We start from the raw sequence: 13120 nt of genomic DNA, 5'->3' as shown, positions 1-13120 counted from the left end.
GATTGTTTTTATAAAGCCGCGTTAAGAATGTTGCGGCTTACCTCTAGGGTCGTTTGCTTGTCTTCGCCCAAGGCTACCATTTGGTGTTGTTCCAACTTGCTCAACAATACTTCTACGTCGCTAGTGCCTAAATCAATGTCGCTTAATCTCACTGGCACTTGCATGCTGCGGAAGAACGCTTCGGTAGCGGCAATTGCGTCGTTGATGCGTTGTTCGCTGTCGCCTTCGTTTATGCCCCAAATACGCTCGGCATATTGCAGTAATTTGTCGGCTTTGGCTTCACGACGAATCTTCATCACTGCTGGTAAGGTGATAGATAAACTGCGCGCGTGGTCTACGCCGTAGGCGGCGGTAAGCTCATGACCTAGCATATGGCTAGACCAGTCTTGCGGCACGCCTGCGCCAATTAGGCCATTTAAAGCCATGGTGGCTGCCCACATAATGTTAGCGCGTACTTCTAGATCTTGAGAGGTTTCAGCGGCGAGTGCTTTTGGCCCTTCTTCAATCAACGTTAGCAAAATCCCTTCAGCAAAACGGTCTTGAATTTTTGCGTTTACTGGGTAGGTAAGGTATTGCTCCATCACGTGGACAAAAGCATCAACCACACCATTGCTTACTTGGCGAGGTGATAAACTTAAAGTCACACTTGGGTCCAATACCGCAAACTTTGGACGCACCGCTAAGGCGTAAAAAGGTAACTTAGTACCATCGCGTGTTACTACCGCGGCAGGGTTAGTCTCTGAGCCTGTTGCTGGCAGAGTTAACACCGCACCCAAAGGCAGCGCTGACTCAACGGGGTGTTGTTTGGCAATAATGTCCCATGGGTCGTCACCTTTATACTCAGCAGCTGCGGCAATAAACTTACTGCCATCAATCACCGAGCCACCGCCTACTGCCAAAATGTAATCTAAGCCTTCAGCCTTTATTTGCTCAACAGCGCGCATTAAGGTGTCGTAACTTGGATTAGGTTCAATGCCAGAAAACTCAGACCATTGATGATTCTCTAAGGCTTTAGCAACTTGGTCATAAACCCTGTTACTTTTGATTGAGCCACCGCCGTAGGTGACTAGCACCTTAGCGTTAGCGGGAACCTCTTGGCTTAGAGAGGCTATTTGTCCTTCACCAAAATGAATCTGAGTGGTGTTTTGAAACGAAAAGTTCAACATCATAATTCCTTAAAAAGGTGAGAGGGAAATTAGGCGAACTGTTGCAGTAATTTTTCTGCTGCCATTTCCGACGAGGCCGGGTTTTGTCCGGTAATCATTAAACCATCTTGTACTGCAAATGGGCTCCAGTCGGCAACGGATTGGTAATCAGCCCCTCGTGCCTTTAATTCGTCTTCAAGTAAAAATGGTACTACCTCGGTGAGTTGTACGGCGGCTTCTTCGCTGTTAGTAAAACCCGTTACAGCCTTGCCTTTAACCAGCAATTGGCCGTCAGCTTGTTTAACGTTAAGCAGTGCCGCGGTAGCGTGACATACTGCAGAAACCGGCTTGTTTTGCTGGATAAAGCTTTCAAGCAAAGCGATAGATTGTGGGTTGTCGGTTAAGTCCCATAATGGGCCATGACCGCCAGGGTAGAATACTGCGTCGTAATCGCTCGCATCAAGGTCTGCTAACTTTAGGGTGGTTGCAAGCTGTTGCTTGGCAGCATCGTCGTTGTCGAAACGGCGTGTTGCGTCGGTTTGAAAATCTGCAAGTTCGCTGCTTGGGTCAATAGGTGGTTGGCCACCATTGGGAGAAGCTAAAGTAATTTCTGAACCAGCATCTAAAAACACGTAGTAAGGGGCGGCAAATTCTTCTACCCAAAAGCCTGTCTTGTGTTCGGTATTACCCAGTTGATCGTGAGAGGTTAGTACCATCAAAATCTTTTTTGCTGCGCTCATCTGTTTATTCCTTAATTTGCTTTTAGCTGATTGGCTACCGCCAAATACGGTAGCGATGAGAGCAGTGTAGACCCCAAGTTTGAATGCGACAATGCAGATTAAATAGACATGATTGGTAGAATAATTGATACAATACTGCTGATGTAGTTGGTGAGGGTTTGATGTGAGCGTTTCTTTTGAGCAATTGAAAAGCATGGTGGTGTTTGCCCAAGTGGTGGAGCAGGGCAGCTTTAGTGCTGCGGCTAAGCAAATAGGCATTACTCGAGCAGTGGTGAGTTACCACGTTAAAAAGCTGGAGCAGCATTTAGGTGTGAGTTTGCTTAACCGCTCTACCCGCAGTTTGCATTTAACCGAAGCGGGTGAGCAGTATTATCAGCGATGCCACAATATTGCTGAGCAAGCTAAAGCTGCTAACCAGCAAATGGAAAATATTAAACAAGAGCCTGAAGGTTCGCTTAAAATTTCTTGCCCGGTCAATGCGGGCCTGCAAACCATTGTGCCTGCACTTAATCTGTTTCGAGCTTTGTACCCCAAAATCAACATTGAACTGGTATTAAGTGATGAGGTGGTAAACGTCATTCAAGATGGTTTTGATTTAGCCATTCGCGGCGCCGAACTAGAAGACTCTGGTTTACAGGCGTCCAAACTCACGACCTTAAAGACCTGTTTATGTGGCTCGCCCGATTATTTGAACAAACAAGGACGCCCCCAGCAGCCGGCAGATTTAGACGCCCATCAATGGGTCATTTATACCGCAGGCTCTAATACTTTGCAGCTAACTAAGGGGTCTCGGTCTTTTAGTATCAAAACCAAGGGGGGCATTAGCACCAATAACGCAGCAGCAAGAACGGCTTTTATTGAGGGTGGGCATGGTTTAGGGCGAGTCCCCTTATATGATGCATTGCCAAAGATTAAAACGGGCAATTTAGAAGTATTGATGAGTGATTATCAGTTGCAAGATATTGACGTTTACTGCGTGTTTCCTAAAGGGGCCACTAGCTCTAAAAAGCTGCGTTTACTGATTGATTATTTGAAGCAGTATTTAGCCAAGCAGGAGCAACTATATCTAATTGCCTGAGCTTGCTGGCGATTTAAATGAACGATTAAATAGCTTTTATATCAATTGCTCGTGCAATTTTATCTAGAAAAAGCCATCATATAAAAAGGAATTGATTAATAAAGGGAATTATTTAAAAAATGAATTACGGTAGAAAATCGGCTGTTGTACTCCTAAGCTTTTTTCTTTCACTAAGTTATGCTGAGGCGTCAGTGATTAAAGTCGAAATGGACTTCGAAATAGTGTCAAATTATACATTGCTGAATGACGGGTCAGCGGTAAATAAATTAGGTGGAGTCTATAATGACTTTGGTATTGGTGATATTTATACCGCGACCTACACATTTGATTCCTCGCAATCAGCTGATTGTTTAGACAGTGGTTCGATGATTATTTGTTCGTTTTACCAAGGAGCAATGGTTGAACTAACGAGTAGGTTGGGGAATATTGGCAATTTCGATTATTCATCTCTAAATGGTTATTTAGATCTAAATTTTGTCCATGATAAATCACCGGATTTTGAAGATGTGTTTTCTTGGAGAGGTCAATCTAGCGGTTCGTTTATTGAAAACTATGACTACCAGTTTGCTCGGACTCATTTTAGTGGATTTGGGTTGTTGCTTTCCCATTTTCAAGTAGGATCAAATACTCTTGGAAGCATTTTTTCAAACATAGATAATGATGTTTTTGACGTTAATCGCGGGATGTCATTTAGTTTTTTAAATGATGAAATTGGTGAGACGGGAATAATCGGTACAGATTTGGTCGGAACAACTAGAGTTTCTATATCAAACCCTGTTCCTGAACCAAAAAGTTTCTTTTTTGTCGCTTTAGGGCTAATTGGATTAGTAATAGGTAATAAACTTAAAGCAGCTTGAACAATACCACTAAAGTATGGTTTCCAGTTTGTTCTAAAAACGCGCTAAAATTTTTGTTTGCGCGTTTTTTTACGTTTTTTAGTTGCGCCATGTTGATGCTTGTTTATTGGCTTGTTGCTGCAAACTCAGTTGCGTAGGCTTTAGCTAACATTAACAACTGAGTGCCATAGTGTTTTTTATTATTGCCTTAAGCGCCACCCTCGCTTACGCCTTGCAAGGCGTATTAATGGCCAAAGTATATCGTCAATCCGACCCACTTAGCGCAGTTGCCTATCGCGGGCTAAGTTTACTGATTAGCATGTCGCCTTTATTGTTATTAGTACCGCGCTCGGCTTATGCAGACTTTGCTGATCAAACGGGATACTTAGTCTTGGCGGCGAGTTTGGCTGCCTTAGGTAATTGGGCTAATGCCATTGCCTTTGTGCGTTTACCGGTTGGTATTGCTAGCGCCTTATCCATGGCATTCACCGCGTTATTTGTGGCCTTGCTGGGGCAAGTTTTTCTTGATGAACGCTTGAGTGCGCAGCAATGGTTAATGGGCGGGTTTACCTTGGTGGCGGTGTTGCTACTGGGCGCTAGCCAAGCTCGGCGAGCTAAACACGTAGCGCTGCAAGCTTCCCTTCACTACAAACCGCTAGTGGGAATATTAGCGAGTGCTGGTTACGGCGCGTTAATGTCTTGCGCCTTGGTATTGGTGGCCAGTATGTCGCGTTCTAGTCATCCTTTTTTAGTGGGTTATGCTTGGGAGGTGATGATTGGGGTCATGGCCATGTTGATGGCATTTGGCCGCGGTTTGTTTACCGTAAACAACGGTTTTCAAGGCATTAGTTTTACCCATTTTAAACAGATTCTTATCTATGCATCACCTACAGTGATCGGTACGGGGTGTTACGCATTAGCGATGACTCTCGGCCCGTTGGCCATTGCTGCGGCAATATTAAGCACGATGATGGTATTTAGTATGGTGTTGGGTTTATGGCTATTGGGCGAGAAACCAAGCACTAAACAATGGCTGATGATGAGCCTCGTGTGCTTGAGTGTGATTGGCTTAAAGTTGGTGGCCTAGCGTGGCAGTTTAAAGCAAACCGCTAAGGGGAGAACATGACAAACGTAGAATACTTTTTGCTGTTGTTAGCAGCCATAACTAGCGGCGTAGTAGCTGGGATCTTTTTTGCTTTCTCCAACTTTGTGATGCCCGCTTTAGCAAGGCTAACCAATGAGCAAGGTTTAGCGGCAATGCAAAGTATAAATGTTACCGTGCTAAACCCTGGCTTTTTTATGGTGTTTATAGGGAGTGCGCTGTTAAGCCTAGCAAGCCTTACTTGGCAATTTACGCTTGCCGTAAGCATTAATTATTACGCAGTTGCGGCGAGCTTAAGTTACTTAATAGGCTGCTTTGCTGTTACTGCTTTGGCTAACGTACCTCGTAATAATGCTCTAGCGCTTATTTCTCGTCAGACAGCTTTGAGTAGCGAAGATGCGCAATATTGGCGAACTTACCTGCAGTCGTGGACTGCCTGGAATCATATTCGAACTGTGGCGTCAGCGATGGCGATGCTGCTGTTTATCTTCGCGCTATAAAAAAGGCCTTAATCAAGAAGATAAGGCCTTAGTCGATTCAAGTTCGCTTATTTGTAAGCGCCTGCCGCATAATTTAACTCATAGCTATGGCTATAAATTTCTAAGATGTTACCAAACGGGTCTTCCATATAAATCATGCGGTAAGGCTTTTCACCTGGGTAATAGAAACGTGGTGCTTTCATGCGTTTTTTACCGCCCGCAGCAACAATTTTCTCGGCCAATTCTTCTACATTTGGATCTTGTACACAGAAGTGAAAGATGCCGGTTTTCCAGTATTCAAAGTTGTCTTCAGGATTTTCTTGATTGTTGAATTCAAACAGCTCAACACCGATACGATCACCCGTAGATAGGTGGGCAATACGGAATCTTTCCCATCCACTGCCAAATACGTCGGTACACATTTCACCAATCGCACTATCATCTTCCGTAATTTCGGTCGGTTCCATAATTAGGTACCAACCCAATACTTCGGTATAAAATTTTACAGCGGCTTCTAAGTCTGGCACTGAAATACCAATGTGCGAAAAAGTCCGTGGGTAAGGGTTGTTAGTTAACTGCATGTCTAGCTCCACCAGTGATTTGATGGTTTAAGTTTAGTGCGGCATAATAAAAACATTAAATTATCTTTAATTATTAAATTGATAAGATTTTATTATGATTAATTTAGACTGGTTGCAAACCTATTGTACCTTGGTTGAGACAGGGCATTTTACTCGAACGGCCGAGAAGCTGGCGATGACACAGCCAGGAGTTAGCCAACAAATACGTAAACTGGAAGATCATTTTCAAACGCCTTTGTTGCAAAGAGAAGGCAAAAGCTTCAACTTAACGGAAGCGGGCCACAAGGTTTATCAGCAAGCGCAGATTACTCTGGCCCAACTGAGTGGATTAGAGGTGAGCCTAAAGCAAGATGATCCACATACTGGCTTATGTAGAATTGCCAGCCCCGGCAGCTTGGGTTTAAAGCTATATCCCAGTTTATTGGACTTACAACAGCAGTATCCTAAGTTAGTATTTGACTATCAGTTTGCGCCTAACGCACGAATTGAGCAGCTATTGGCAGAACGCCAGTTAGACTTAGGCTTTATTACCCGCCCTTCGCAGTTGAGTGAGTTAAGCGCACAAGTTTTTGCCAAAGAAGCCTTACTACTGGTGACCCCCGCCAGTTGCAATAAGCCTAACTGGCAAGCCTTACAAAACTTAGGTTACATTGATCATCCAGATGGTGCTCACCATGCAAATTTGTTGTTGTCGGCTAACTATCCCGAGTTTGAACAGCTTGAGCAATTTAGACTTCAAGGCTTCTCAAACCAAATTTCCCTGATCTTAGAACCTGTGTCTCGAAGCTTAGGTTTCACAGTATTACCAGCTCATGCCGTGGCGGCTTTTTCTGAGCCCAGTAAAATAGCCATTCATCACTTAGCTAAGCCAGTAGATGAAACCATTTACCTAGTGCAGCGTCGTTATCAGCAACTGGCTAGTCGCTTTAAGTTAGTGTCACAAATTATGCAGCAGGGCTTAACAGCGAACGATAACTAAGCAAGTTGAACAAAGAGTGACTTAAGTCACATTTAGGTGCCCGTTCACCTTAAGCGGTATTTTTTCAACAGTTGAACTATTAATTGTTGATTAATAAGCATTTTGTTTAGTTAGATTCACATTTTAGTGTCAGCTATTTTTACATATATCAAAATTGAATTATCACTCTTAGGTTTAAGTCTTTGTAATTAAAGGTGTTGATATATAGGAATATTTTTTGCATCCCTGCGCGGGCAATGACCAAAATAGCAAGGAAAGCGGAAAGTGAAATTATTACAAAAAATAACAATATCGAGCATGCTTTTATTAAGCATGGTGTTTTCTCAACAATCAGCAGCCACGGTGATCGCACTAGATCCTCTGGAAGATGTGATTGTAACCAGCGACATTTTTGATTGGGTATGGGCTTCACCTTGTTCAGGTGGCTGTAGCCAGTTAGTCGATAACTGGGAATATGCAGGCGGGCTTTACGATGATGCCTTAAATGCAGCTTTAGGTGTAAGCATTTGGCGTTTTGCCAGTGTAGAGGAATTTGCCAATATTCCAGCCAAAAGTTTGTTTAAGGATACGGAGATATGTGCAGCGCAATACTTCGATAATCGCCACAGCCATTGTGATTTTGACGACCCAATCTCACGCCAACCTAACGGTGGTTATCAAGAAACCTTATTGGTTCGTTTTAACAATATCCCTTTAGCGGCACAAGTAAGTGAACCAGCAAGCCTAGCAATTATGTTGTGTGGTTTATTGGGTTTGGCGTTGCGTCGCCGCACTTAATGAGTATTTAGTTAGCTCCACCTTTAGATTTATTGATTTAAGCCTGCATCATTGCAGGCTTTTTATTTTTATCATATAAATCTGCATTAAGGATGATTTGGAGAGCATGGAATATGCTGGAGCGGCAGCAATTAGCTAAGCGGTTAAAAACTGGGGATTTAGTCTTTTTTTCGGGTAAAGGCTTAAGCAGTGACATTATTCGTTACGGCACGTTTAGTAAGTGGAGCCACGTGGGTATGGTATTGCAGTTAGACCAATACGACTTTACGACCATGTGGGAAGCGGTTCCCGGCACTGGCGAGCAATGTCTCTATAGCCAGCAACTCAGCAATGGTGTGCAAGTGGTAGCTTTACATGAAAGAGTGAAAAAACACTTTGGTAGTATTTCAGTTCGCCAATTAATGGGGGGCGAGTTAGCAGATGTTGCAATTGCTGAACTCATGAGCTTACTAGAGCGCTTAAAAGGTCGGCATTACGAACAAAGCTTTTGGGAGTTAGCGCGCGCTGGCTGGCAGGGGCCTTTTGGTGAAAACCAAGAAGATTTATCGTCGTTGTTTTGTAGTGAATTAGTGGCAGCCGCCTACCAATGTATGGGCTTGTTAGGTGGGGACAAACCCTCTAATGAATATACGCCAGCTAACTTTTCTGAAGGCCAACTTACCCAACTAAATAATGGCTTTTATCTTTCTCGGGAAGTTGATCTTTTTTCTACGGATTAACCGGCTTGGCGTTTTGACTAAGAATTGGAACCTTCTTGGTCAACGGCTTTAACAACCCTTGAAAAAGGACGCCTTGGGAAGAGACAGTAAATCGAGAACAGCTACTCCAGGAGTGATACCAAGGCGTCAAAACAGCTTTATTTAGTTAAGTGACCAATCGCCCCCTAAGCTTTTATGTAAACCCACAATGATGTTGGCAGTTTGTAGCTTGGCTAACACTTGCGCATCTTCTAATAGGTTTTGCTGGCGCTGGGCATCGAGCACTGCTAAGTGATCAATCAAACCGGCACGGTATAGCGAGTTAGCTTTACTTAGTGCAATGTTTGCTTGCTGGCTAGCTTGGTCAATATTGACGGCAAATTCTTGGCTATTGCCGTAAGCCATTAGCATGGTTTCAACTTCAATAAATGCGGCGTTTACTGCTTGCTGGTAATGCAGGGCGCTATTATCAAAGCGCTGTTGCTGTATTTCTACCATTGCGTCATGACGACCGCCATCAAACAATGTCCATTGCACGCCAACCGAAGCTAACCAAGCACCAGAATCAGCCTTGAATAAATCATCAAAGTTTTCTGCGCTTAAACCCGGTCCACCGGTTAAGAAAAACCGAGGGTAGTCTGACACTACCGTTGCCGCTAGCTCTTGATTTACTGCAGCCATCTCGCGCTCAGCAATGCTGATATCGGGACGTTGAGTCAGTAAATCCGACGGCAAACCCACTGGAATTAGACCATTAAAGTTAGGCAGTTCGCTGTTGGCACTAAGCTGTTGGGTTAGCTGCGAAGGGCTTTGCCCAAGTACTAATGCCATGCGATGTAAGTGCACATTTTCGGCACTGTTTAACTGCGGTAAGGCTGCTTGGCTAAGGGCCAAAGCACTTTGCGCTTTGGCAACATCTAGTTCAGAACCATAACCGCTAGCACTTAACGATTTAACTAACTTAAGTACGGTTTTTTGCTCGTTAATATTACGTTGGGCAATAACAATACGTTGCTGAGCACCGCGGTACTGCAGGTAATTATTAACTATCTCTGCAGTGACCAAAGTGTGCATACCTTGGTGGTATATTTCAGCTTGCTCACCACGAATTTCAGCGGCGCTTACTTGCTTGTTTATACGACCAAATAAGTCCATTTCCCAGCTAACGTTAGCGCCAGCAAAGAAGCCGCCATTTTGCCGTTCCAGTAAATCAAGCTGACCACCTCCCAATGGGTTGTCGATGCCAAAGGCTGGGCCAGTTAGCGGATCATTTTTACTTAATTGGTAGCTCGTGTAGCCGCCCCCTAAACTTACCGTTGGCACTTTAAACGAGGCAACGGCATTTCGGTAAGATTGAGCCGCCTGTACTCTATTAGCTGCCATTTTTATGTTTAGGTTTTGCTGCTGGGCTTGCTCAACCAAGCTATTCAATGTGTTGTCGTTAAATTGTAACCACCAACCACTGGTTACCGTTTGTTGCGTGCTTAGCTGCTCAGTTTGCGCTGAGTATGCGGCGTCCATATCTGGATTCGGCGCTTGGTAATCTGGCCCCATAGAACAGCCAGTGGCAAATACCGACAACAGTAGTATTGATGCCTTGCTGGGCTTAAGAATAAAAGATTTAGTTGTTTTCATGGCTAAGCTCCACAGATGGTTCAGCTTCAGGCTCAGGTTGGCTTTGTTCTTCGTTACGGTAAAAGATCCGATACCAAGCAGGCATAATAATTAGCGACAGGAAGGTGGCGACGACTAACCCACCAATAATAATGGCTGCCATTTGGTCGAATAAGCGGTCGGTAAGTAGCGGCACCATACCTAATACGGTGGTTAGCGCGCCCATAGAGATAGCCATAGTACGGTTAAGCGTAGATTCGATAATGGCATCGTTAATACTACGACCTTGCTTACGCTCCAGTTCAATTTGGTCTATGAGTACAATACCGTTTTTAATAATCATTCCCGATAAAGCCACTGCGCCGGTTAAGCCCATAAAACCAAAGGGCTTATCAAATAAGAACAGGGTCCAGGCACAACCAATAGAGGCTAAAGGCAGCGTGACGAGAATAATAGCGGGCTGTTTAAGACCATTAAACAAAGCCACCATAATAATCACCATAATGATGACTGCTTTCGGAATTTGGCTAATGGTATCGTCTAGCGCGCGTTTCTCGTCGTAGTATTCGCCGCCCCATTCAAAGCTGTAGCCGTGAGGTAATTCTATGGCTAAAATTTGCTCCGCTATCTCTTTACGTACATCCGATGGCGTGGCACCAAATACTGCGGCTTGTGCGGTGATAATAGGCACGCGGTTTCTGCGCCAAATTAGGCTTTGTTCTTCGCGGGTTTCAAAGCCGTCAATCACTTGGCTAAGGGGGACGCTATGCAAACCAAGTAGTGAGCGCACTGGCAAATTGTTTAAATGCGCAATATCGGTGTTAGTGCTTTGTAATTTAATTGGCAAAGTTTCATCACCTTGGCGCAGCGCACCCACAACCACACCACTAGAGGCTCGTTGAATAGCCAATGCAACATCGCTACGGTTAATACCCGCACGGCGCATTTTGTCTTGATTCATTAACGGCACTAACTGTTTGCTAGTTTGGCGCCAATCGTCACGAACATACTTAGTGTTTGGATGAGCGTTGTAAATGGCTTGCGCTTGCTCAGACAGCTGCTGTAATACCTTTGGATCTGGGCCGCTAAAGCGGGCTTCAAGGGCAAACTTATCTTTGGTCGCTAGTTTTAGATTTCTAAAGCGTGGCTCTGCATTGGGGTATTGTTGCATTAACCAACGATCACCACGTTCTACTAAGGTGTCAATAGACTCAAAGTCACGAGTATTAATGAGTATTTGCCCATAGCTACTATCATAAGGTTCTGGCTCAACAGTAACCGAGAAGCGCGGGGCACTGGCACCAATGTAACTAGAGATGCTGGTTACTTCTGGCTGTTCTAGTAACCACTTTTCAATTGCTAGCATATCGCGAGAAACAATTTCAGTTTGCCCGCCATTGGGTAGCCAATAATCGAGAAATACAATCGGGCGGTCAGAGCCTGGCATAAAGTTAATGGCAATTTTTGGCACTATTAACGCGGTAACTAACAGCGCTGGAATCACTAGGGCAATAGCGCTAAACGGTTTTGCCACTACCCACGTTAATACTCGGCGAGACATTTTTACTAACTTCGACTCTGCTTGTTCAGTTTGTGTTGGGTCTACTTTAATAAATGTCCAGCACATGAGCGGCGTTAAGGTCATGGCAATTAGCCACGAAAGTAATAGTGAGCTACACAATATTTGGAATACCGACCCCGCAAATTCTGCGGCGTCAGTTTGTGATAGTAATACCGGCGTTGCGCCCGCAATAGCGATGACGGTAGCAGCCAATAAAGGAACAGCAGTTTCTTTTACGCTGCTGGTGGCGGCTTCAAAACGGTCGATACCTTGAGCAAGTTTAGCTTTAAACATATCGGTAATGACGATGGCGTTGTCTACCAGCATGCCTAAGGCTAAAATAAATGAGCCTACCGATACGCGTTGTAAATCAATCCCAGCCAAGAGCATGTAAATAAGAGTAATAAGCAGCGTAACCAGCAAGCTAGAGCCTACAATGGCCGCGCTACGTAAACCCATAAAGATCCACAATACTGCAACCACAATAACAATGCTCTCAACTAGGTTGCTTACAAAGTTATTGATAGATTTTTGTACTTCATCAGGCTGAAAAGCAATCGTGCCTATTTCGCTGCCAACGGGCAGATCACTGGTGTAGTCACTTAATACTTGTTTTAAGGTATCGCCTAAGGCCACTACGTTAATACCGTCCACTGGGCTTACTGCAATGGTAACCGCTGGTTGTCCGTTAAAGCGGCTTTGCGATAGCGCGGGTGTTTGGTAGTCCAAGTAAATGTCGGCGATGTCGCCCAAGCGGATTAAGCCGCTACCTACATTGGCAACACCAGATTTAATCAGTAAGTTTTTAATGTCATTAACATTGCTGAATGTACCGTTTTGGCTCACTCGAATGCGTTCTTCACCCACTTTAAAACTGCCTGAATCAAGCACCATATTTTGGGTAGTAAGCTGGTTAAACACCTGTAGGCTAGAAAGGTTGTTTTCAGCTAAACGTTCATTAGGTAAGTCGATAGTAACGATTTGTTGTGGCAGACCGTGTAGCTCAACTTTTTTAATGCCGTCGACAGCTTTTAGTCGGCGTTGTAGTTCTTTCGCTTGTTGTTTGAGTTCGGCGGGTTCTACCCCTTCGCCATATACCGCAAACAACATACCGTACACTTCTGAGAACTCGTCTTGCACTATGCTAATTTGCGCAGTGGCAGGGAGATCTAATTTTACGTCGTTTACTTTACGGCGCAGTAAGTCCCATTGCTGGGGCAGCTCTTCTGATGCGGTGTTTTCTTTTAGATCAACAAAAATCATCGAGCTACCAGGGCGAGATAAGCTGCGAAGCTTCCACACTGCGCCCATTTCTTGTAAACGGGTTTCAATTTTGTCGGTAACTTGTTGCTCTACCTCTTGCGCCGAGGCACCAGGGTATAGCGTTACCACAACCGCACTTTTTACGGTGAACGACGGGTCTTCTAGTTTGCCTAAACCAATGTATGAACCAATACCGGCGATTATGCATAGCACGGTAAAAAAGCACACAAAGGTGCGCTGCCTAATAGCAAATTCAGCTAAGTTCAT

The 13120-nt window shown here is 44.4% G+C and carries 12 protein-coding genes; 7 read left to right on the top strand and 5 right to left on the bottom strand.

From position 1 onward, the window contains the following. Nucleotides 1-8: 8 nt before the first annotated feature. Nucleotides 9-1166 (bottom strand): iron-containing alcohol dehydrogenase, encoded by a 1158-nt coding sequence (locus tag FFR00_RS03910; protein WP_137672332.1) that lies wholly within the window; start codon nucleotides 1164-1166, stop codon nucleotides 9-11. A gap of 29 nt (nucleotides 1167-1195) precedes the next feature. After that, nucleotides 1196-1885, bottom strand: a complete 690-nt coding sequence (locus FFR00_RS03905; protein ID WP_137672065.1) for a type 1 glutamine amidotransferase domain-containing protein — start codon at nucleotides 1883-1885, stop codon at nucleotides 1196-1198. A 163-nt stretch (nucleotides 1886-2048) separates the two neighbouring features. Here FFR00_RS03905 and FFR00_RS03900 point away from each other — a divergent pair, with 163 nt between their 5' ends. The 4 genes from FFR00_RS03900 (at nucleotide 2049) to FFR00_RS03885 (ending at nucleotide 5401) form a co-directional block, all read left to right on the top strand. Next, nucleotides 2049-2963, top strand: a complete 915-nt coding sequence (locus tag FFR00_RS03900) for a LysR family transcriptional regulator (protein WP_137672064.1) — start codon at nucleotides 2049-2051, stop codon at nucleotides 2961-2963. Between the two features lie 119 nt (nucleotides 2964-3082). Beyond that, nucleotides 3083-3820, top strand: coding sequence for a hypothetical protein (locus FFR00_RS03895; protein ID WP_137672063.1), 738 nt, complete (start codon nucleotides 3083-3085; stop codon nucleotides 3818-3820). 169 nt (nucleotides 3821-3989) lie between these two features. Continuing rightward, nucleotides 3990-4886, top strand: coding sequence for a DMT family transporter (locus tag FFR00_RS03890; protein ID WP_137672062.1), 897 nt, complete (start codon nucleotides 3990-3992; stop codon nucleotides 4884-4886). Nucleotides 4887-4921: 35 nt separating this feature from the next. Beyond that, entirely contained in the window at nucleotides 4922-5401 is a 480-nt protein-coding gene (locus FFR00_RS03885; protein ID WP_137672061.1) for a DUF1772 domain-containing protein, read from the top strand. Nucleotides 5402-5448: 47 nt separating this feature from the next. Here the strand turns inward: FFR00_RS03885 and FFR00_RS03880 are convergent, their stop codons facing one another. Then, on the bottom strand, nucleotides 5449-5961 hold the full coding sequence (locus FFR00_RS03880) for a lactoylglutathione lyase family protein (protein WP_137672060.1): 513 nt from the start codon (nucleotides 5959-5961) through the stop codon (nucleotides 5449-5451). A 94-nt stretch (nucleotides 5962-6055) separates the two neighbouring features. On the opposite strand from FFR00_RS03880, the gene FFR00_RS03875 reads away from it, so the two are divergent. The 3 genes from FFR00_RS03875 (at nucleotide 6056) to FFR00_RS03865 (ending at nucleotide 8436) form a co-directional block, all read left to right on the top strand. Beyond that, nucleotides 6056-6940 carry a LysR family transcriptional regulator gene (locus tag FFR00_RS03875; protein ID WP_137672059.1) on the top strand — a complete coding sequence of 295 codons (885 nt, stop codon included), beginning with the start codon at nucleotides 6056-6058 and terminating at the stop codon, nucleotides 6938-6940. Between the two features lie 264 nt (nucleotides 6941-7204). Then, on the top strand, nucleotides 7205-7717 hold the full coding sequence (locus tag FFR00_RS03870) for a PEP-CTERM sorting domain-containing protein (RefSeq protein ID WP_137672058.1): 513 nt from the start codon (nucleotides 7205-7207) through the stop codon (nucleotides 7715-7717). Between the two features lie 92 nt (nucleotides 7718-7809). Then, the gene (locus FFR00_RS03865) at nucleotides 7810-8436 is read left to right on the top strand and encodes a YiiX/YebB-like N1pC/P60 family cysteine hydrolase (RefSeq protein WP_137672057.1); all 627 of its coding nucleotides are present in this window, start codon (nucleotides 7810-7812) and stop codon (nucleotides 8434-8436) included. A 141-nt stretch (nucleotides 8437-8577) separates the two neighbouring features. On the opposite strand, the gene FFR00_RS03860 is transcribed toward FFR00_RS03865, so the two are convergent. Together FFR00_RS03860 and FFR00_RS03855 are read right to left on the bottom strand one after the other, a co-directional pair. Next, the gene (locus FFR00_RS03860) at nucleotides 8578-10050 is read right to left on the bottom strand and encodes an efflux transporter outer membrane subunit (RefSeq protein ID WP_137672056.1); all 1473 of its coding nucleotides are present in this window, start codon (nucleotides 10048-10050) and stop codon (nucleotides 8578-8580) included. Beyond that, the gene (locus FFR00_RS03855) at nucleotides 10037-13120 is read right to left on the bottom strand and encodes an efflux RND transporter permease subunit (protein ID WP_137672055.1); all 3084 of its coding nucleotides are present in this window, start codon (nucleotides 13118-13120) and stop codon (nucleotides 10037-10039) included. The genes FFR00_RS03860 and FFR00_RS03855 overlap by 14 nt, the downstream gene beginning before the upstream one ends.

It is taken from the genome of Agarivorans sp. Toyoura001 (assembly GCF_005405585.1).
In the GTDB taxonomy this organism is placed as follows: domain Bacteria; phylum Pseudomonadota; class Gammaproteobacteria; order Enterobacterales; family Celerinatantimonadaceae; genus Agarivorans.
This window is presented reverse-complemented; position numbering and strand designations above follow the sequence as displayed.